Consider the following 20,074-nt stretch of genomic DNA (forward strand, 5'->3'; position numbering starts at 1 on the left):
TTATTCACCTTCTTTCCCTTCGAGCGCCTTAAAATATGCTTCCTCAAAAGATCCAAACTGTTTCAAAATATCTTTTGTAGGAGCATCAATAACAATTTTCCCATTAGAAATACCAACCAAATGATCTACAGTTAATTCTAACTCACTCATATAATGACTTGTCATTAAGACAGTCTTACCTTCATTGACAAAAGACTGCAAAAAATTGCGTACCCAGCGTATTCCTTCTGGATCTAGTCCATTGATTGGTTCATCTAAAATTAAGATGTCAGGATTTGCTAATAAGGCTGTTGCTAACCCAAGACGTTGCTTCATTCCTAATGAATAGTCTTTTACTTTTTTATTTTTAGCTTCACTTAACCCCACCAACTCTAAACATTCGTTGCACCTATTTTTGTCAACGCCACAAGCCAAGCCAATCCACCGAAGATGCTGAAATCCTGTTCTAGTTGGATAAGGTTGACAACTATCTAAGAATGATCCAACAATACAAAAAGGATTATCTCCCAATTGAGAGTATTTTTTCCCATCGATCAACGCCATTCCTATTTGACTATTTTCTAAACCAAGCAAAATTCTAATTAAAGTTGATTTTCCAGATCCATTCGGTCCAATCAATCCAGTAATCTCACCTTTTTTGGCTTTGAAAGACACGTTTTGAAGGACAATTTTATTATTATATTCCTTATGTAGCTTTTGAATTGTTATCATTCATTCTTTTTCCTTTCTAACTTTTAGTGAAATTCCACCTTCACTTGGAGCAAGTATAACAGGAGAAAATCAGGAAATTATCAGAATAATTATTTTCTTCATTTCTAACAAATTGCATTCTAGATTTGCTATAATATGCACATATAATCGGAGGAACTATGAAGTATAAAATTTTAGCCATTGACGATGATGAAAAAATCTTACGATTAATAGAGAATGCATTAAAAGCCAACAACTTCCACGTGGAAACTCGTAAATATATAGAAGAAATCAATATCTGCGACTTTACTGGATTTGATCTAATTTTACTTGATGTCATGATGCCTATTTCTGGTTTAGAAATCTGTCGTTCCATTCGTTCACAAATTACTACTCCAATCCTATTTCTAACCGCTAAAGATTTTGAAGAAGATTTACTAAAAGGAATTCAAGCTGGGGCAGATGATTACATCACAAAACCATTCAGCATTAAAGAATTAATTGCAAGAATTCAAATGCATCTTCGTAGAGAAGAAAGATCACATCATGCCTCTAAAGAAGAGATGGATTCAAATATAACTTTTTATCGAGATAGTCAAGAAGTTTATTATCAATCAAAGAGAATTTCATTAACTAAGCGAGAGTTTGATTTACTTTATCTTTTAGCAAAAAATGAAAACCGAATATTTAGTATAGAAGAGCTTTACAATTACCTCTATCCTGTAGACTCTGATGCACAACTACGATCCATTACTGAATACATCTATCAAATCAGACAAAAATTTAAGATTCATCAAATTGATCCCATCAAAACAGTATGGGGAGGAGGATACAAATGGAAAAAGAATTGACAATCAAGCAACTCATTAAGCGTACCTACCTTAAAATCATGTGGCAATTTCTTCTATGTCTGATACTTTTTTACATAGTTCCAGCTCTTCTATCTTCTGTATCTGGAATTAATGAGAAAAATGTCAATCGCTTTGCTTTATTTTTTAGCGTCAGTTCTTGGATTTATCTTTGCATCATTTTAATTTTTATCATTGTAATAAATATTAGACGATTATTAACTGAGATTCAAACAGAAATGAATATGGTTTATCATAGTGGTCTATATTTCACAAAAAATGAACATCACCATTTGCAGATTAAAGAATTTATTGAAACAAATGATCTGATCGAAAAAATGCAATCTGATATAAAAAATAGGATTGAAAATGAAAAAGAACAAAAAAAAGAACTCATGTTTCAAGTATCTAGCGCTGCACATGATCTTCGAACTCCTCTAACCGTCATCAGAGGAAATGCTGAATTCCTACAATCTACCAAACAAACACCTCAAGTAATGGAATGTCTAAAAGATCTTGAGCAAGCAAGTATTCAGTTAAACGATTATTTTAACCACTTTATCCAATACTCCAAAACCTTTTACGACCAGGATATTCAACTTGAGAACATATCAATTAAACAAGTAACTCATCAATTGAAGGAACATATTACTCCTTTACTCCCTAGAAATACACATTTTGTTTTTACTAACACAGTAACTTCATCGACACAAATTGCCATTCATTCCAATCTATTTTTCCGAGCAATCACAAATATTATTAATAATGCAATACAACATCAAAAAGAAAATGATGCAAAGATCCAACTAACAATGTCACAAGAAAATAATCGATTAGTTCTAACTATATGGAATAATCAATCTACTTTTTCAAAAAATGTTTTACAACATGCTGGAAATCTTTTCTATAAAGAGGACCAAGCAAGAACACCCTCTCAAGAAAGTCACTTTGGACTTGGTTTATCTTTCGTGAAACGCGTCATGAAACTTCATAATGGAACTATGCATTTAGAAAATATTCATAATGGTGCACAAGTCAAGCTAATCATTCCCATTATTATATAGAAAAAGCCGAACTCATCATTATGTGTTCGGCTCAGAATGCAGACAAACGTCATTTTTGGTGTTTGTCTTTTTCATATATGACTTTCAGACATTACACAGAGATTAGTCAACAAACTTTTCTTTCCTCTCCCCTAAGCAATATACAATCACTAGGGATACAAGAAGAACTAGGGTGGTGATGATTGATCCTTCTGCTCCAAATGCCCCTCCGGTCAACCAGTCAGGTCCATCTCCCATGGTAAAACTAAAGATAGACGCATCTGCGCCTGTGCCACTGACTTGAAAACCAAGGAGATTTCCTTGTACATAGTTCCAAGTTCCGTGTTGGGCGACCACTAGCCAGATACTATCCGTATAGATAAAAAGCAGACCAGCCAGTACTCCATCGAGGATGATATTCAGAACGGATAAGAAGGTCACTCCTGCATTTCCCATATGCAGAATGCCAAAGAGACTACTAGAAATCGCGATTGCGAAAGGCAGATTAGTTCTTGCAGCAATCCGAGTCAGAAGCCAACCTCGCGTCGCCACTTCTTCAGTCCCTCCTTGAAGAAGCCAAAATGGGAATAAACCTAGAATAAAGAGGATGGGTTCTAAACTTAATTCATTAAGCTCAAAAGACCCGATTCCCCCTACCTGGTAGACAAGGGCAATGACACCCATTTGAAGTAGTGAAAGCAAGATCCCCCAGACTAGATACTTGAGCCAATTTCTTTTTACAAAGCCTAAGCTTGATAAAGCATTCTTCTCTATGACCTTCACCCAAAAAATAAAGAGAAATAGTATGATTACAAAACTGAAAAGCTCATAATAGAGAAGATAATGGTAGAAAAAATCTTGAATACTTGCTGTCCCATTTCCTGGTGAAAAGAACTCCGCCAGAAAACCTATCACTAAGGAAAATGGTCCCACCAATTCACTACCAAGCCATAGTCCCCCTTCTAATAAGAGGGAGGCTAAAAATACATAGAATAGTGTAGAAATAAGAACTGGCATAGATGTGTTTGTTTTTATATCCTGAATGATCTTTCCTTTCTTCATGATCAACCTCCATTTATCTGATAGGTCCATTGTAGCAAAGAAAATCTAGAGCTGCAATATCGTTTCATGTTAGAAAACCTAACATGAAAACCTGATTTTTCTTGCAAAGCAAACTTTTTTCTGATATAATAGCTCTTGTAGAAAAACATAAGACCATTCATACTCGTTTTGGTATGAATGATTTGTTTTTTTTAGGCCATCCTTTGGTCAATGTGCTCATGGGTCAAATACCCAAAGAGAAAAGAATTAAAAGGAGACAGAAATGAAGAAAAAATTACTAGCATGTTTGCTTTTCTTATTTCCAATCGTTGCATTCGCTGGTCATGCTCATGCTGAAACGATCAAGGTCGTTTTCGACACAGCATATGCACCGTTTGAATTTAAGGATTCAGATCAAACCTATAAAGGAATTGACGTAGAGATCTTGGACAAGGTCGCTGAAATCAATGGCTGGGATTTGGACAAATCCTTCCCAGGATTTGATGCAGCGGTCAATGCAGTTCAAGCTGGTCAAGCGGATGCCATCATGGCCGGTATGACCAAAACAACAGAACGTGAAAAAGTCTTCACCATGTCTGATACTTACTACGATACAAAAGTTGTCATCGCGACTACGAAAGCCGATAAAATCACGAAGTACAGCCAATTAAAAGGGAAGACAGTCGGTGTCAAAAACGGAACTGCAGCCCAACGCTTCCTCGATAAAAACAAGGACAAGTACGGATACAAGATCAAGACTTTTGATACTGGCGATCTCATGTACAACAGTTTATCAGCTGGTGCGGTTGATGCGGTGATGGATGACCAACCTGTTATTCAATATGCCATTCAAAAGGGTCAGGACCTAGCTATCAATATGGACGGAGAAGCAGTCGGTGGCTTTGCCTTTGGTGTTAAAAAAGGTGGAAATCATGAAAAGTTGATCACTGAATTTAACAAGGCCCTCGCTCAAATGAAAGCTGACGGGACACTTGATGAGATCATCAAGAAATGGACAGGTGAAAGCCAATCATCAAGTAACAGTGCCGTTCCAGAAACCACTACTCCTGCCGGTCAAAAAGCAACTCCTAAAAAATCAAAATATAGCATTTCAAGTGACTCATCTTTTGCACCATTTGTCTTCCAAAATGGAAAAAATAAATACACAGGGATTGATATGGACTTGATCAAGGCTATTGCCAAAGACCAAGGATTTACTATCGAGATTGACAATCCTGGATTTGATGCTGCGGTAAGTGATGTCCAGTCCGGTCATGCGCAAGGAATGATCGCAGGGATGACTGTGACAGATGCTCGGAAAGAAACATTTGATTTTTCTGAACCATACTACACGGCCAATTCTATTCTAGCTGTTCAAGAAAGCAGCAAGATTGATTCATATGATGATCTAAAAGGAAAGACAGTCGGTGTTAAAAACGGTACTTCCTCACAAAACTTCCTTGAAGAAAACCAAAAGAAATATGGTTACAAGATCAAAACGTTCTCTGACGGAGCTTCTATGTATGACAGTTTGAATTCTGGTTCTGTTGCAGCGATCATGGATGACGAACCTGTTATCAAATACGCCATTAAACAAGGACGTAAATTCAAAACACCTATCGAAGGTACTCCAAGTGGTCAACTAGCATTTGCCGTTAAAAAAGGTGAAAATCCTGAATTGATCGAAATGTTCAATAACGGGCTTGCAAACTTGAAGAAAAGTGGCCAATACCAAAAGATTCTTGATAAATACCTTAAATCAGATAGCAAATCAAGTACTTCAAGTACAACAGCAGATGAAACAACGATCTGGGGCTTACTTCAAAACAACTACAAACAATTGTTAAGTGGTTTGGGTGTTACTCTTGCCCTTGCGCTTCTCTCTTTCGCGATTGCTATGGTGATCGGTGTTATCTTTGGGATGTTTAGTGTTAGCCCTTATAAATGGCTCCGCTGGACTGCTGAGATCTTTGTCGATGTTATTCGTGGGATCCCACTCATGATCCTCGCCGCTTTCATCTTCTGGGGAATTCCAAACTTGATTGAATCGGTCACAGGTCATCAATCCCCAATCAACGACTTTGTCGCAGGTACCATCGCCCTCTCCCTCAATGCTGCTGCCTATATCGCAGAAATTGTTCGTGGGGGGATCCAAGCTGTACCGATTGGACAGATGGAAGCCAGCCGAAGCCTGGGAATCTCCTATGGCAAGACCATGCGCAAGATCATCTTGCCACAAGCAACCAAACTCATGCTTCCAAACTTTGTTAACCAATTCGTCATTGCCCTGAAAGATACGACGATCGTTTCTGCGATCGGATTGGTAGAACTCTTCCAAACTGGTAAGATCATCATCGCTCGAAACTACCAAAGTTTCAAGATGTATGCGATCCTTGCCATCTTCTACCTCGTGATTATCACCTTGCTAACACGATTTGCAAAAAAATTAGAAAAGAGGGCTAACTAATGGCTAAATTAAAAATTGATGTCCATGACCTCCACAAATACTACGGTGAAAATGAGGTCTTAAAAGGAATCTCAACAAAATTCTACGAAGGGGATGTGGTCTGTATTATCGGACCGTCCGGTTCTGGTAAATCGACCTTCCTTCGTAGTCTCAATCTCCTCGAAGAAGTTACTAAAGGTCAAATTACCGTAAATGGATATGATCTAACCGATCCAAAAACCAATGTTGATTTGGTCCGTGAAAATATCGGGATGGTTTTCCAACACTTCAACCTCTTCCCTCACATGAGCGTCCTTGAAAACATTATGTTTGCACCAGTAGAGCACAAACTAATGACCCGTGAAGAAGCTCAAAAAGTGGGGATGGAATTGTTGGAAAAAGTTGGACTCGCAGATAAAGCCGATGCCAATCCGAACAGCCTTTCCGGTGGTCAAAAACAACGTGTGGCTATTGCCCGTGGACTCGCCATGAATCCAGATATTATGCTCTTTGACGAACCGACTTCTGCCCTTGACCCTGAGATGGTTGGAGATGTATTGAACGTTATGAAAGAGTTGGCAGAGCAAGGAATGACCATGATCATCGTTACCCACGAGATGGGATTTGCCCGCCAAGTAGCCAACCGCGTCATCTTCACCGCAGACGGTGAATTCCTCGAAGACGGTAAACCAGACCAAATCTTCGACAACCCCCAACACCCACGCTTGAAAGAATTCTTGGATAAGGTTCTAAACGTTTAAAAAGATAAAGTTTCTGAAACATCTAGCAATTTTGCTAGATGTTTTTTTAGACGAAAAAAGCATTTTCAAACCTGAAAATGCTTAGATTGAAGATAAAGACATATTAAAAACTTTCCTTAGGTGAGTACGGACGTCAGCGAACATCTGCGAAGTTCCAAGACTAATTATTGAGCCTAAAGTCTCAATAATTCCGAGTGCCTGAAACTAAATTGTTTCAGGCACTTTTCTCACAGCGGAAAGTTTTAATGTTCTCTTAATTCGTTATACAAATTGGGTAGATATTTATTTCTTTGCAGAATCACTATACTTATTTTACATTAAAAATGGTTTGTTTACATTCTAACTAATCTGTTGCTGAGCTGTCTGCATCTTGTAGTACACACCTTGCGCTTCCATTAGCTCTTCATGAGTGCCATGCTCAACAATATCGCCATCTACCATTACAAGGATCATATCAGCATTTTGAATGGTCGACAAGCGGTGTGCAATGATAAAGCTAGTCCGTCCCTTCATGAGCTGATTAAAAGCATCTTGAATCAAGACCTCAGTCCGAGTATCGATGGAGGATGTAGCCTCATCTAAGATCAAAATCTTAGGAACTGAAAGGAAAACCCGCGCAATCGTTAAGAGTTGGCGTTGTCCTTGAGACAAAGACTCTCCAGCATCTGAAAGATAGGTATCGTACCCTTGTGGCAACTGCCGAATGAAGAAATCTGCATTGGCCGCTTTGGCTGCTTCTATGACTTCTTCTCTAGTTGCATCTGGACGAGAAAAGGCGATATTTTCATGAATCGTCCCAACCTTAAGCCAAGTTTCTTGTAAAACCATACCAAACTGTTGGCGGTAAGAAGCACGGGTGTAGTCCGTAATTGGCACTCCATCAATCGTGATCTCTCCAGAATTAACAGGGTAGAAACGCATGAGCAGATTAATCAAGGTCGATTTTCCTGCTCCTGTAGGCCCTACAATGGCAACCTTACTGGCGGCTGGAACCTGAATGCTTAGATCTTTAATCAAAGTCCGCCCCAAATCATAGCCAAATGAGACATGCTCAAAACCAATCGCACCTTTGACATCCTGACTTTCCAGAATCTGATGGCCTGTCTCTTCGACCTCAGCTTGATCCAAGACGCTGTACAAGCGCTCTGCGCAGGCAAGGGCACTTTGGAGTTCTGACAAGACAGAGGAGATATCATTAAAAGGCTTGGTGTATTGGTTGACATAATTGAGGAAGGTCACCAATTGACCGACAGTAAAGTGAGATCCCGAAATAATGCGTACAGCACCAAATCCAGCCACTACTGCATAAATCAAGGCATTCACAAAGCGAGTGGCAGGGTTGACAGTTGAAGAATAAAATACAGCGGATTGGGAATAATTGGCATAGCTTTCATTCGTCCCCTTAAAAGCCTCACGGAATTGATCCTGAGCATTAAAGGACTGGATCAAACTTTCCTGGGTCAAAGACTCTTCGATCAATTGAGTTTGAAGACCACGCGCCTTGGTCTGTTTTTGGAAAAGCGTATAAGAACGCTTGGCAATAAAACGAGCAATCAACAGGGATAGAGGGGTCAAGACCAGAACCGCCACCATCATAAAGAAATCCAATTCTGCCATGGTCACGATGGTGACAAGAATGGTTAGGAGGCCAACAAAGAACTGGTTAAAGACCATCAGAAGACCGCTGTTGAGTTGCTCTACATCGGTCGTAAGACGACTGACAAAGTCCCCGCTCCCTTGTTTATCTAGATAAGACAAGGGCAATCGGTGTACTTTTTCCATCACTTCTGCTCTTAGGCTTTGGCTAAACCGATAGACCAATTGATTGTAGACAAGAGGATTGATCCATTGGATCAGGGTATTGGCCACAATGACCAGAACCATTTGGATCAAAACGGGCCATAAGACTGTCATCCCTTGAGGATTGATGACTAAATCAACTGCATGTCCGATCAGGATCGGTAACAAAACCGTTAAGGCCACTTGAGCGATGGTTCCGAGACTAGCTAGAATCAGGAGCACGGGATGGTGAGCAAAATCTCTAAACAGACGTTTTACATAACTAGAACGTTTTTGACTCATGCTTCCTCCCTCCCGTGTTGTGAATAATGAATTTCTTGATAAATCTCATTGGTAGACAAGAGGAAATCATGATTTCCCAGTCCTACTTGATGTCCCTTGTTCAAGACCAAAATCTGATCAGCAGACTTGAGACTATTGGTTCGTTGAGATACTAAGATCAAACTTGTATCACTCAATTCTTCTTTAATCGATTTTAAGAGACGAGCTTCCGTCAAATAATCCAAGGCGGAAGTTGAATCATCCAAAATTAAGAAAGGAGCCTTCTTCAAAAGGGCACGCGCAATGGTCAACCGCTGGCGTTGGCCACCTGAGAAATTTCGACCAAAGGCTTCCACTGGTTCATCAAGTTGTCCTTCTTTTTCACGGACAAAATCAGCCGCCTGAGCTGTTTCTAGCGCCCACCACAAATCATCATCCGATAGATTTTCTTCCATTCCAAGTAAGAGATTCGAGCGGATAGTCCCTCTAAAGAGCTCTGCTTTCTGTGGGACAAGAGCTACCCAGTCCCGCCACTCCTTGAGAGTTTTAGGAGAGCGACCTTGATGAAAGAGGGCTAATTTCCCCTGACTAACGGCATACAAATGACTCAATAACTGAACAAGGGTAGACTTCCCAGAACCAGTACCACCAATAATCCCCAACATCTGTCCATGATCCAGATCAAAGGAAATATTTTCTAGAGCTGGGCTTGAAGCCGTTGGATAAGTGAAAGAAACTTTCTCTGCGCTAATCGCTTCTTGCTCTCTTGCAGTTTCTTCCGGCAAAGCTTCTAGGAGGTCTTCTTCCTTCAAATCAAAAATCTCTTGGACACGCTTGGCTGAAATATAGCTGACATTTAAAGACGTGACCAGCATAGCCAGCTTGATCAATTCTGTTAAAATTTGTAATAAATAATTGACCAAAGCGACCAACATCCCTTGGGTTAGAAGGCCAGCAGAGATATTCAATTGTCCTTGCCAAATAACACAAACCAAGGTCGTATTGACCACAAGGAATGTCAAGGGACTCACCAAACTAGACCAGATACCAGCGCGAATTTGCCAGATCTTGTAGTCCTGATTGACCTCTCTAAAATCTTCTAATTCACTAGCATCTTGTCCAAAGGCCCGAATCACCCGTATCCCTTGAAATTGCTGACGCGTCACCGTGACCATTCGGTCTGTAATTTTACGAATCTTGGCAAAAAGAGGATTGACAATCCGAGACATGATGACAATAATCAGGGTTAAAATCGCCACCATCCCCAAGAACCAAAGAGTGAGTTTAGGACTGATGGTGAAGGCCATGATGATAGAACCAAAGACAATAATCGGTGCTCTCAAAAAGAGGCGCAAGAATTGGTTGATCCCAACCTGGATTTGATAGGTATCAGAAGTAAGACGGGTTACCAAACTAGAAGTACCGATCCTATCGCGCTTGTCCTTTGGAAGCGATAAGATCTTCTCATACAAATCTTTGGTCATCTCGCGGGTAAAGCCGACAGCTGCTTTAGAAGAAAAATACTGGGCCGTAATGGCTACGACGACCCCAAAGCTCGCAAATAAAAACAAAACACCGACCGTCATCACCACTGCGCTCGTTTCCTTTTTCGGAATGACCTGATCGACTAAGTGGGCGATGATTAAGGGGACACACAATTCAAAAATAGCTTCTAAAAGTTTAAACGCGGGCCCTAGAAAAGTTTCCCATAGATAGCCCTTAAAATACTTCAATAATGATTTCATACGACTCGATTCTTTTTTTAATGGATATACATATTTTACCACAAATTCTTAAGATGAAAAAACTCTCCCTGCAGAGCAGAGAGAGTTGAATACTGACCAGATGAAGGTCAGAAATCTTATTCCTTCTTTGTTACCTTGCTTAAGGTCTTGCCCATTTTCCCCAACCCAAACATCAAGAGAGGGAAAGAGAAAAGCGTTATAAGGCCTAATACAAGAAAGACTGCTACAAAGCCAAAGCTATCAATGAACCAACCGGTCAGTGGGAAAATGACAATCATAGATAGACTAAACATCATCGAATTGATACTCAGCATGGTTGCTCGCACACTGGAAGGCAGATAAGCTTGTAAATCATTGTAGTAGATGGGTTGATAAACGGCATAAAGAGCATTGGTTAAGAGATAGACACTCAAATAGGCGAATGGAGTCTTCGCACCTACCAAAAACAAGGCCAACCCTGTCAGTGCAACCAGAATCGGAAAGACTTGATTACTATTCCATTTTTTCCCGATTTGACTGGCCAAATAAACCGCCAGGAGATTGAATCCACTACCAATTAACATGATGAGCGAAACTTGCCAACTGGCTAAGTCACTGATTTTCTGTTGGTAGTAAAAATAAAACATACACATGATGGTCCCTACCAACTGATAGGTGAGCATCCAGTAAAACAAGACTGGTTTTTCCTGCCATTCTTGTTTCACTACCTCCAATATCCGCTTTAAGGTCAAGTGACTTCTTTCATCACTCTTGCTCTCTGGCTCTTTCATTAGAAAGATCAAAAGAATGGAAATCAAGGATAGCCCGATAGCAATATAATAGGTCCAAGCCAATGCTCCGTGAATCAAGAAGCCTGCCACCACTGTACCTAACGTTCGGGTGACTTCGGCCACCCCAGACAAAAAGCTAGAAATCTGAAGATAACGGTCCTTTTGGCCCGCTTCTACTGCTGAATCAAATAAGAAGGCTGTACTGGTCCCCGAGTCAAAATTATAAGACCAAGCATTGACCATCATGGCAATGGCATAGATCCAAAAATTCCCCTGACCAAATAAAATCAAGATCGAAGATCCAATACTGGACAAGCGAGCCAAGTAGAGATTGGTCTTGTAGCTAAATCGATCGGCTAGCATTCCCGATGGGATCTCACACAAGAGACTCGTCCCATGAAAGATACTCTCTAATAAACCAATCTGAAGCAAAGAAAGACCATTTTGAATAAAAAAGAGAATCCAAAAACTGGTGATTCCAAAATAAGATGTCAATTCCAGACCTGCTAGGAGTGAAATATTGCGTTTGTAAGTTCTTTTAAACATTGTTTTTCCTCTTTCAATAGATTATTTGAGTGTTTCTAAAAGACTTACTTAGAGTTGCCTACATTTTCTCCACCTCTTTCATTCTTTCTTGATTCAGTTCTTGACGCAATTGGCTCACTTGATTAGACAAGGATACCAACAATTCGGTTTGCAACTTTTGAATTTCCAGCAAATCCGTCTGGTCTTGCTGCACCATATGGTCAATTTTCGTATGCAACAAACGAATTTCCCGTTCAGACTCCATATTGACGTTAAAGTCATTTCGCGCTTGCAGGCGATCATAATCTGCTGCCCTGTTTTGGCTCATCATGATCAAAGGAGCTTGAATCGCCGCAATCGTAGAAAGTGCTAGATTCAGCAAGATGAAAGGATAAGGATCAAAATTCCAGCCAAAAGGATGCAGGACATTGATCAGCATCCAAATAGCCATCATCAGGATAAAACTAATGATAAAAGTCCATGACCCACCAAAGTGTGCAACCGAATCTGCTACCCGCTGACCGAAGGTATAGCTGGCTGTCAAGCGGTCTTAAACGTTAAAGGGGCGCTCGCTTTCGGGCATGACACCTGTCACCTGCTGTTTAATGGCTTCGTTTTTATCATTGGCACGCTCAATAATCTGTCCAAGATAATCCATACAATACTGGCTCAAATTTTTATACGTGATAAAATCATCCATTTGACTTTCCGGGTAGGAGGTCTTGAGCATCTGTTGAATGCTATGGTCTAGATCTGCGATCAAAGACCCCTGACCATCTTCGTATTCTTTCCCATCGATGATGTCTTTTTTCAGCATTGAAATTCCTTTCATAGTTTTTTGAAGCAGATAAAAGTGAAAAACGCCTAATGGCGTTTTTTCGTCTATTAAGGTTTGATACGATGCAACATACGTGGGAATGGAATGGCTTCACGGATGTGTTTAGTACCAGCTGCGAAGGTTACCATACGCTCGATACCGATACCAAATCCACCGTGTGGAACTGTACCGTATTTACGAAGGTCAAGGTAGAATTCATACTCTGTACGATCCATGCCAAGAGATTCCATCTTCGCAACAAGGGCGTCGTAGTCTTCCTCACGCATAGATCCACCGATGATTTCTCCGTAGCCTTCTGGTGCGAGCAAGTCTGCACAAAGCACGCGATCTGGGTTCCCAGGAACTGGCTTCATGTAGAAGGCCTTGATAGCTGCTGGGTAGTTCATGACAAATGTTGGCACACCAAAGTGGTTTGAAATCCATGTTTCATGTGGTGAACCGAAGTCATCTCCATGTTCCAAATGCTCATAATCCGCATCTTCATCATTTTCATGCTCTTGCAAGAGATCAATGGCTTCATCATAAGTGATCCGTTTGAATGGCTCCGCAATATAGCGTTTCAAGAGCTCTGTATCACGTTCCAAGGTTTCCAAGGCTTGAGGAGCACGATCCAAAACACCTTGAAGAAGGGCTTTTACATAAGCTTCTTGCAAATCAAGTGACTCATCGTGTGTCAAGTAAGAGTACTCCGCATCCATCATCCAGAACTCAGTCAAGTGACGACGAGTTTTTGATTTTTCAGCACGGAATACTGGACCAAAGTCAAAGACGCGACCAAGGGCCATAGCACCAGCTTCAAGGTAAAGCTGACCGGATTGGCTCAAGTAAGCTGGAGTACCGAAGTAGTCTGTTTCAAACAATTCAGTTGAATCTTCCGCCGCATTTCCTGAAAGAATTGGGCTATCAAACTTCATGAAGCCATTCTTATCAAAGAACTCATAAGTTGCATAGATAATGGCATTACGGATTTGCATAACGGCAACTTGTTTGCGTGAACGCAACCACAAGTGGCGGTTGTCCATCAAGAAGTCTGTCCCGTGTTCTTTAGGAGTGATTGGGTAATCTTGAGATTCACCGATCACTTCGATGTCTGTAATATCCAATTCGTAACCAAATTTAGAACGCTCGTCTTCTTTGACAATACCAGTCACAAACACTGATGTTTCTTGGCTCAAGCGTTTGATGGTATCAAATTTTTCAAGCCCCACTTCTTCGCCGAATTTTTCGATAAAGTTTGGTTTAAAAGCCACACCTTGGAAAAAAGCAGTACCGTCACGCAATTGCAAGAAAGCAATTTTTCCTTTACCTGATTTGTTGGCCACCCAAGCACCGATGGTCACTTCTTGACCAACGTAGTCTTTTACTTCGATGATAGTAATCCGTTTTGTCATCATTCATCTTCCTTTTCTCGTTAAACTTGTCCGAAGACATTATCTTCTTAATTGTATCATAAAAAGGCTTTCAGTGCTAGGCTCTACCTGTGAAAACCAGATTTTTTTTAAAGAAAAAGATCCTCAGCTCATTACTAAGGATCTTGCGATTTTATTTTTCCATAAAGGCCTTGAGTCGGCGAACAGCCTCTTTCAGGGTGTCCAAATCTGTCGCATAAGACAAGCGAATATTTTCAGGGGCACCAAAGCCAGCTCCCGTTACTAAAGCAACCTCTGCTTCTTCTAAAATTGCAGTGGTAAATTCCGTCACATCCGTATAGCCCTTCATCTCCATGGCCTTCTTGACATTTGGGAAGAGATAGAAGGCTCCTTGAGGTTTGATGGCTTCAAAACCAGGTACTTCATTCAACAAAGGATAAATAGTATTCAAGCGTTCCTCAAAAGCTTGACGCATGATCTCAATAGAAGATTGGTCTCCTGTGAGGGCTTCGATTGCGGCATATTGGGAAACGGTTGTTAAGTTGGAAGTTGTTTGGCTGATCACCTTGGCCATAGCTCCGATAATCTCAGAATCTCCTACAGCAAAACCAACCCGCCAACCAGTCATAGCATAGGTTTTAGAAACTCCGTTAATCACGATGGTTTGCTTGCGAATCGCTTCTGATAAGCTAGAAATGGGCGTAAAGGTATTGCCATTATAGACCAATCGACCATAGATATCGTCTGCCAAAATCAAGATATCATGCTCGACAGCCCAGTTTCCGATTGCTTCGAGTTCTTCTTTACTGTAGATCATTCCTGTTGGATTGGATGGCGAATTCAGCAAGACAACCTTGGTCTTGTCTGTCCGTGCTGCTTCCAATTGCTCTACCGTTGCCTTGAAGTGATTTTCTTCTGTTGTTTGGAAAGTAACAGGTGTGCCTTCTACCATCTTCACCTGGTCTACATAAGAAACCCAGCAAGGGGTTGGAATGATGACTTCATCACCTGGATTGATGACAGAAGTAAAGAAGGCATAGATGATAAACTTAGCACCAGTACCGACCACAACCTCATTTCGATTCACTGCATAGCCATAAAACTCTTTCATGTAGTCGCTAATGGCATCCTTCAATTCTGGAAGTCCAGATGCTACCGTATAAAAGCTAGCGCGACCATCCTCGATCGATGCGACTGCTGCTTCTTGAATATTTTTTGGAGTCGCAAAGTCAGGTTGACCCAGGGTCAAACTTAAGATATCACGACCTTCTGCTGCCAAAGCTTTGGCACGCGCATTTGCAGCCAAGGTCACACTTTCTTCCATTTCCAATACACGATTTGATAATTTCATATTTCCTCCTCAAATCTTAAAAAACACCGGTGACTTTTCCAGTCTTGAAATCCACCACATAATAAGAGCTCCCAGCCTTAACTTCCCAGATCGGTTTGCCTTTAAAGCGTCCAAAAGTGACACGATCAATCGCGTCCTGACTCTTCTCTTTGACGACGGAAGCTGCCTCTTTGGAGCTAACTCCTTCTTTCAAAGGGTAGGTATAGACTGCATCATCCGCCTGCGCCACCAAAACCGCTAGTTCTTGCCCCTCTTGGTCCTTGCCAATAAAGGAAAGATACGCTTCTTTGCCATGAAAGAAACTCTCCGTCTCAATGGTCGCAATCGAAGAGTGAGACAGAGCTATTTTTCTTGCTTGCGCCATTTGATCCTGCAAGCGATCAGAAGTTTTTTCAGCAAGAAATAGCCAAGAAAAAAGGACCGTCAGAACTAAGACACAGATTCCTATTATATGTTGCCATATGATAAAAAGATAATTTTTCTGTTTCACTCCCTCATTATACACCAAAGCCACCTAGAATTCTATAGATTTTCAAGAAAGAATTGTTACTAATATTTCATACCTGTTACAATGTTTTAGTATAAAATTGTTTGATAAACAAACTAAAATTAACACCTTTACTATCATTTGTTCATAGTTTAATAAATTTGTCACAATTCTGTAACTAATTTGAAAATAAAATTAAAAGGCAGAAATACTATTTATTGATAAAATATAGATATGGAAAATTTAAAGAGATTATTCAAAGAAGCAAACGTAGATTTAAAAACCATGATCGTCTTCCACAAGGCAGAACGATTGATCCGTGCCTCTGAGGCTCATATCTTTAAAAAGCACCAGTTGACACCAACTCAATTCTCTGTACTTGAGACCTTGTACAGCAAAGGCGATCTCCGCATTCAAGATCTGATTGATAGCATTCTTGCGACCTCTGGAAATATGACTGTGGTTATTCGCAATATGGTCCGCGATAGTTGGATTACACGCGAAACCGATCCAGAAGACCGCCGTGCTTATCTTGTATCTATTACAGATGCCGGTCGTAAAAAGATCGAAGAAGCTCTTCCAGATCATATCAAAAATATTCAACGCTTGATGCAAGTCTTTAATAGTGGCGAGCAAGCTGAGTTGACAGAACTCTTGAAGAAATTCAAACATATCGCCTAAGCCTTACTGCTCAAGTCGATTCTGACTCCAAAATCCTCTATTTTGGAGTTTTCATCGTGCATTCTCTTTATCTAACAGATCAAAAAAAATATTCCTGACGCTTCTCAGGAATATTTTTATTTATTCTTTCACAAAGATCCATTCTTTCTCTTGCGATAAATCCTCACGATAAGAGAAACCTGCTACTTCTAGTGATTTCAGATCTTCTAGATGGGTGATTTCTTCCTTCATCATGGCTGTCACCATAGCCCCACGTGCTTTCTTTGAAATCGTCGAGTGAATCTTTAGTGTCCCACCACGATTCTCCATGAATTTGATCCGAATCATTCGTTCACGAATGGCTTTTGAAAAGACCTGTTCAAACTCAGAAGACAAAAGGGATAAGATCTGTTCTTCACCTTCTACTGCCTGATCATAGTCCTCTTTCCAGAATTCCTTTAGAGATTTTCCAGCTGGTTTTAGCTTCATCATAAAATCCAAGCGATGGGGAGCAATCCCTTTATAGGCAGGTAGCACACCGTATAAAGCAGTCGTGATCAACAAATGCTCCTGCAGATAAGTCTGCTCTTTTTGGGATAAGTCTTGACGCTCAATACTACGATACATAAGGCCATCAAACAGTTCCAAAGCAGGATAGGTCTTGGCACTCCCAGCTAACAGAGCCTCAATTCTTTCCTTTTCTACTAGAGCTCTTTCCTCTGAGATCCCGTAAAAGGTCGCTAATTCTTCTAGGGAGAATGCCCTCAAAGCTTGGAGGATGGTTTTTGTGTTCTCTGACAAGGGTTGGGGCTCGACGATACGAGCCTGTTCGTTCAGTTCTTTGGCGGATGGAATTAATAGTTTCATAGGTCTATTGTACCATATTTTTCAAATTTTCTTGACAGGAGTTTTTATTAATGTTATTATCTAGTTATGAAAACTAGATTAAAGAAAGCTGAAGATTTAGTGTCCACTTTTTCCTATCCAACGTGGGAGCAACTGCCTGAGCTAGACCTCTATCTCGATCAGGTCCTACTTTATGTCAATAAAACCTGTGCACCTGTTCTCTCTTCTTCAGACAAGGGCTTGACGGCTGCCATGATCAACAATTACGTAAAACATGGCTATGTCGAAAAACCAGATAAGAAGAAATACCAGCGTAGACAGGTGGCTCGCTTGATCGCTATTACAACCTTAAAAACGGTCTTTTCTATTCAGGAGATCGCTTCTACCTTAAATTTCTTGCAGGACCAGGCGAGTTCAGATCTTCTCTATAATAGCTTTGTCGCTTATCTCAATGAGCAAAAAGAGCCGATCGCTCCCATCATTCGCTCTGCCTGTCAGACAGTTCAACTTTATCTTGAAACCCTATCTTATATTCAACCAGCAACAACGGAGGAAGAAACTGATGAATTACACCATGAAACTAAGTAAAAAATTATCCTTTGGAGAAGAGATCGCAAATAGCGTAACCCATGCTGTTGGCGCCCTCCTCATGTTGATCTTGCTTCCAATCTCAGCAGTCTATAGCTTTGAGCAACACGGTCTGCTCAGTGCTTTTGGGACTTCTATCTTTGTGATCAGTCTCTTTTTGATGTTTCTGTCTTCGACCGTCTACCATGCCATGTCTTACGATTCACCTCAAAAGTATGTGCTTCGTATTATCGACCATTCCATGATCTACATTGCGATCGCAGGTAGTTACACACCCGTTGTCCTTACCTTGATGAACAACTGGATGGGCTACAGCATTATCTTGATCCAATGGGGGACCACCATCTTTGGTATTCTCTATAAAATCTTTGCCAAAAAAGTCAATGAAAAGTTCAGTCTCGCTCTTTACTTGATCATGGGCTGGTTGGTCATCTTTATTATTCCCCAAATCGTTAGCCAAACCAATCCGATCTTCTGGGGTCTCATGCTCATGGGAGGACTTTGCTACACGGTTGGAGCTGGCTTTTATGCTAAGAAAAAACCATACTTCCACATGATTTGGCACCTCTTCATCCTGGCAGCTTCTGCTCTTCAGTATTTAGCCATCGTTTACTTTATGTAATACGCTCACCACTCTTCGGAGTGGTTTTTTTGTGATTTTTTCTGTACAATAGAAAAAAACTGTATGGGGACAGTCAGGATGAAGACGAGCAAATACCAACAAATTATTCATGTACTAAAAAAAGCCATTCAAGATGGAGAACTGGAAACTGGAGAGAAAATTCCCTCCGTTCGCCAGTTAGCTAGTCAATTTTCTTGTAGTAAGGACACAGTGCAACGGGCCTTGCTGGACTTGACTTACCAGCACTTCCTCTATGCTAAGCCTCAAAGTGGCTACTATGTTTTGGAGCAAGAACCTAATCGACATGAGGATCTTCCACTAAAATTAGAGAAAGACCGCAACCAGGCTTTTGAGGACTTCCGGACCTGTATCAATGAAACCTTGATTGGACGGGAGAATTATCTCTTCAACAACTTTTCGGACCAAGCAGGCTTACTCGAAGTACGTCAATCGATTCAAGGCTTATTGAAGGAAGAAGGTATTTATACGACTGCGGATCAGATTGTTTTGACTGCTGGTACCCAGCAGGCGCTCAATATCCTCAGCCAGATTGACTTTCCCAATAAAAAATCGCAGATCTTGATCGAGCAACCGACTTATCATCGGATGAACCAACTCTTAGATTCGCAGCGACTTGCCTACCGTACCATTCAACGTAATTTAACGGGGATTGATCTCGAGGAACTTGAAGAGATTTTCAAAAGTGGCCATATCAAATTCTTCTACACGATCCCTCGTTTTCACTATCCGCTTGGTCATAGCTATTCGACCAAGCAGAAAGAAGCGATCTTGCAACTAGCTGACCAATATGATGTCTACCTTGTTGAGGATGACTATCTTGGAGATCTTGATGGCAGCAATGCTCCATCTTTTCATTATTTGGATCAAAAGGACCGAGTCATCTATATCAAATCTTTTTCGACCAATCTCTTTTCTGCTCTTCGCATCACTTCCATGATCCTTCCCCAAGACCTTCTTAAGCCGGTCTTGACCTATAAGACGATTCTGGACTATGATAGTAATCTGATCATGCAAAAGGCTTTGAGTCTCTACATTGATAACGGTATGTATCTGACCAATAAAAAACGACTCCTAGCCAGAAAAAAAGAGGAAGAAGAAAGATTGAATACCTTGATGGATCAGTCTTCTCTTCTCCCTCATCTGACCCTGACCCACGATGGGATCCTTCTAGAACTCAGTCAAGTTCAATCCCTTGCTGCCTTAAAACACAGTGGACTCCCGCTTGATTTCTTTGAAGCAGCTTACATTACTACTTGTCCTTATCAACTCGCCAAGATCAAATCTGCAGATGTGGCCACTGTTTTACCAAAGCTTACGCCTTTTTTTGAAAGAGAAACCCTCATATAGACTATACGAGGGTC

Annotated in this window: 17 protein-coding genes and 1 pseudogene; 8 read left to right on the forward strand and 10 right to left on the reverse strand. The window is 40.7% G+C overall.

The window, feature by feature from the left end; genetic code table 11:
- Positions 1 to 711, reverse strand: coding sequence for an ABC transporter ATP-binding protein (locus HMPREF2704_RS09760; protein ID WP_070846491.1), 711 nt, complete (start codon positions 709 to 711; stop codon positions 1 to 3).
- A 158-nt stretch (positions 712 to 869) separates the two neighbouring features.
- On the opposite strand from HMPREF2704_RS09760, the gene HMPREF2704_RS09765 reads away from it, so the two are divergent.
- Positions 870 to 1,541, forward strand: a complete 672-nt coding sequence (locus HMPREF2704_RS09765) for a response regulator transcription factor (RefSeq protein WP_070846492.1) — start codon at positions 870 to 872, stop codon at positions 1,539 to 1,541.
- The gene (locus HMPREF2704_RS09770) at positions 1,526 to 2,602 is read left to right on the forward strand and encodes a sensor histidine kinase (RefSeq protein ID WP_070846494.1); all 1,077 of its coding nucleotides are present in this window, start codon (positions 1,526 to 1,528) and stop codon (positions 2,600 to 2,602) included. The genes HMPREF2704_RS09765 and HMPREF2704_RS09770 overlap by 16 nt, the downstream gene beginning before the upstream one ends.
- 102 nt (positions 2,603 to 2,704) lie before the next feature.
- On the opposite strand, the gene HMPREF2704_RS09775 is transcribed toward HMPREF2704_RS09770, so the two are convergent.
- Positions 2,705 to 3,643, reverse strand: coding sequence for a CPBP family intramembrane glutamic endopeptidase (locus tag HMPREF2704_RS09775; RefSeq protein WP_176745648.1), 939 nt, complete (start codon positions 3,641 to 3,643; stop codon positions 2,705 to 2,707).
- 262 nt (positions 3,644 to 3,905) lie between these two features.
- On the opposite strand from HMPREF2704_RS09775, the gene HMPREF2704_RS09780 reads away from it, so the two are divergent.
- Together HMPREF2704_RS09780 and HMPREF2704_RS09785 are read left to right on the forward strand one after the other, a co-directional pair.
- Positions 3,906 to 6,089, forward strand: a complete 2,184-nt coding sequence (locus HMPREF2704_RS09780; protein WP_070846499.1) for an amino acid ABC transporter substrate-binding protein/permease — start codon at positions 3,906 to 3,908, stop codon at positions 6,087 to 6,089.
- The gene (locus HMPREF2704_RS09785; RefSeq protein WP_003007564.1) at positions 6,089 to 6,829 is read left to right on the forward strand and encodes an amino acid ABC transporter ATP-binding protein; all 741 of its coding nucleotides are present in this window, start codon (positions 6,089 to 6,091) and stop codon (positions 6,827 to 6,829) included. The genes HMPREF2704_RS09780 and HMPREF2704_RS09785 overlap by 1 nt, the downstream gene beginning before the upstream one ends.
- 339 nt (positions 6,830 to 7,168) lie before the next feature.
- Here HMPREF2704_RS09785 and HMPREF2704_RS09790 read toward each other — a convergent pair whose 3' ends face one another.
- From HMPREF2704_RS09790 to HMPREF2704_RS09820, 7 genes and pseudogenes are all read right to left on the reverse strand, one after another.
- Positions 7,169 to 8,911, reverse strand: coding sequence for an ABC transporter ATP-binding protein (locus tag HMPREF2704_RS09790; protein WP_070846501.1), 1,743 nt, complete (start codon positions 8,909 to 8,911; stop codon positions 7,169 to 7,171).
- Entirely contained in the window at positions 8,908 to 10,635 is a 1,728-nt protein-coding gene (locus HMPREF2704_RS09795; protein ID WP_070846504.1) for an ABC transporter ATP-binding protein, read from the reverse strand. The genes HMPREF2704_RS09790 and HMPREF2704_RS09795 overlap by 4 nt, the downstream gene beginning before the upstream one ends.
- Before the next feature lie 116 nt (positions 10,636 to 10,751).
- Positions 10,752 to 11,951, reverse strand: a complete 1,200-nt coding sequence (locus tag HMPREF2704_RS09800; RefSeq protein WP_049506464.1) for an MFS transporter — start codon at positions 11,949 to 11,951, stop codon at positions 10,752 to 10,754.
- A gap of 58 nt (positions 11,952 to 12,009) precedes the next feature.
- Positions 12,010 to 12,747: pseudogene (locus tag HMPREF2704_RS09805) on the reverse strand (DUF1003 domain-containing protein).
- 68 nt (positions 12,748 to 12,815) lie between these two features.
- Positions 12,816 to 14,162 (reverse strand): asparagine--tRNA ligase, encoded by a 1,347-nt coding sequence (asnS, locus tag HMPREF2704_RS09810; RefSeq protein WP_070846505.1) that lies wholly within the window; start codon positions 14,160 to 14,162, stop codon positions 12,816 to 12,818.
- 148 nt (positions 14,163 to 14,310) lie between these two features.
- Positions 14,311 to 15,489, reverse strand: coding sequence for a pyridoxal phosphate-dependent aminotransferase (locus tag HMPREF2704_RS09815; RefSeq protein WP_003007583.1), 1,179 nt, complete (start codon positions 15,487 to 15,489; stop codon positions 14,311 to 14,313).
- A gap of 16 nt (positions 15,490 to 15,505) precedes the next feature.
- Positions 15,506 to 15,979, reverse strand: coding sequence for a cell wall elongation regulator TseB-like domain-containing protein (locus HMPREF2704_RS09820; RefSeq protein WP_176745649.1), 474 nt, complete (start codon positions 15,977 to 15,979; stop codon positions 15,506 to 15,508).
- A gap of 231 nt (positions 15,980 to 16,210) precedes the next feature.
- On the opposite strand from HMPREF2704_RS09820, the gene HMPREF2704_RS09825 reads away from it, so the two are divergent.
- The gene (locus tag HMPREF2704_RS09825) at positions 16,211 to 16,657 is read left to right on the forward strand and encodes a MarR family winged helix-turn-helix transcriptional regulator (RefSeq protein WP_070846507.1); all 447 of its coding nucleotides are present in this window, start codon (positions 16,211 to 16,213) and stop codon (positions 16,655 to 16,657) included.
- Positions 16,658 to 16,777: 120 nt separating this feature from the next.
- Here HMPREF2704_RS09825 and yaaA read toward each other — a convergent pair whose 3' ends face one another.
- Positions 16,778 to 17,503, reverse strand: coding sequence for a peroxide stress protein YaaA (gene yaaA, locus HMPREF2704_RS09830; RefSeq protein ID WP_070846509.1), 726 nt, complete (start codon positions 17,501 to 17,503; stop codon positions 16,778 to 16,780).
- A 66-nt stretch (positions 17,504 to 17,569) separates the two neighbouring features.
- Between yaaA and HMPREF2704_RS09835 the strand changes: the two genes are divergently transcribed.
- The 3 genes from HMPREF2704_RS09835 to HMPREF2704_RS09845 all read left to right on the forward strand — a co-directional run bounded on the left by HMPREF2704_RS09835 (position 17,570) and on the right by HMPREF2704_RS09845 (position 20,060).
- Complete coding sequence (locus HMPREF2704_RS09835; RefSeq protein WP_070846511.1) at positions 17,570 to 18,070, forward strand: DUF1836 domain-containing protein; 501 nt, start codon at positions 17,570 to 17,572, stop codon at positions 18,068 to 18,070.
- Positions 18,045 to 18,692 (forward strand): PAQR family membrane homeostasis protein TrhA, encoded by a 648-nt coding sequence (locus tag HMPREF2704_RS09840; RefSeq protein WP_003011253.1) that lies wholly within the window; start codon positions 18,045 to 18,047, stop codon positions 18,690 to 18,692. Before HMPREF2704_RS09835 ends, HMPREF2704_RS09840 begins: the two co-directional genes overlap by 26 nt.
- 63 nt (positions 18,693 to 18,755) lie before the next feature.
- A complete protein-coding gene (locus tag HMPREF2704_RS09845; RefSeq protein WP_049485650.1) occupies positions 18,756 to 20,060 on the forward strand; it encodes an aminotransferase-like domain-containing protein in 1,305 nt (434 codons plus the stop codon).
- The last annotated feature ends 14 nt before the right edge of the window (positions 20,061 to 20,074 follow it).

The sequence above is a fragment of the Streptococcus sp. HMSC076C09 genome, from assembly GCF_001837905.1.
GTDB classification, from domain to species: Bacteria; Bacillota; Bacilli; order Lactobacillales; family Streptococcaceae; genus Streptococcus; species Streptococcus parasanguinis_I.

What these genes read in the sequence shown, in the direction of transcription:
- HMPREF2704_RS09845 (WP_049485650.1), top strand. Translation starts at nt 18,756, where the DNA reads ATGGGGACAGTCAGGATGAAGACGAGCAAATACCAACAAATTATTCAT.
- asnS (WP_070846505.1), bottom strand. Translation starts at nt 14,162, where the DNA reads ATGATGACAAAACGGATTACTATCATCGAAGTAAAAGACTACGTTGGT.
- HMPREF2704_RS09760 (WP_070846491.1), bottom strand. Translation starts at nt 711, where the DNA reads ATGATAACAATTCAAAAGCTACATAAGGAATATAATAATAAAATTGTC.
- HMPREF2704_RS09795 (WP_070846504.1), bottom strand. Translation starts at nt 10,635, where the DNA reads ATGAAATCATTATTGAAGTATTTTAAGGGCTATCTATGGGAAACTTTT.
- HMPREF2704_RS09790 (WP_070846501.1), bottom strand. Translation starts at nt 8,911, where the DNA reads ATGAGTCAAAAACGTTCTAGTTATGTAAAACGTCTGTTTAGAGATTTT.
- HMPREF2704_RS09770 (WP_070846494.1), top strand. Translation starts at nt 1,526, where the DNA reads ATGGAAAAAGAATTGACAATCAAGCAACTCATTAAGCGTACCTACCTT.
- HMPREF2704_RS09815 (WP_003007583.1), bottom strand. Translation starts at nt 15,489, where the DNA reads ATGAAATTATCAAATCGTGTATTGGAAATGGAAGAAAGTGTGACCTTG.
- HMPREF2704_RS09775 (WP_176745648.1), bottom strand. Translation starts at nt 3,643, where the DNA reads ATGAAGAAAGGAAAGATCATTCAGGATATAAAAACAAACACATCTATG.
- HMPREF2704_RS09800 (WP_049506464.1), bottom strand. Translation starts at nt 11,951, where the DNA reads ATGTTTAAAAGAACTTACAAACGCAATATTTCACTCCTAGCAGGTCTG.
- yaaA (WP_070846509.1), bottom strand. Translation starts at nt 17,503, where the DNA reads ATGAAACTATTAATTCCATCCGCCAAAGAACTGAACGAACAGGCTCGT.
- HMPREF2704_RS09785 (WP_003007564.1), top strand. Translation starts at nt 6,089, where the DNA reads ATGGCTAAATTAAAAATTGATGTCCATGACCTCCACAAATACTACGGT.
- HMPREF2704_RS09780 (WP_070846499.1), top strand. Translation starts at nt 3,906, where the DNA reads ATGAAGAAAAAATTACTAGCATGTTTGCTTTTCTTATTTCCAATCGTT.
- HMPREF2704_RS09765 (WP_070846492.1), top strand. Translation starts at nt 870, where the DNA reads ATGAAGTATAAAATTTTAGCCATTGACGATGATGAAAAAATCTTACGA.
- HMPREF2704_RS09835 (WP_070846511.1), top strand. Translation starts at nt 17,570, where the DNA reads ATGAAAACTAGATTAAAGAAAGCTGAAGATTTAGTGTCCACTTTTTCC.
- HMPREF2704_RS09825 (WP_070846507.1), top strand. Translation starts at nt 16,211, where the DNA reads ATGGAAAATTTAAAGAGATTATTCAAAGAAGCAAACGTAGATTTAAAA.
- HMPREF2704_RS09840 (WP_003011253.1), top strand. Translation starts at nt 18,045, where the DNA reads ATGAATTACACCATGAAACTAAGTAAAAAATTATCCTTTGGAGAAGAG.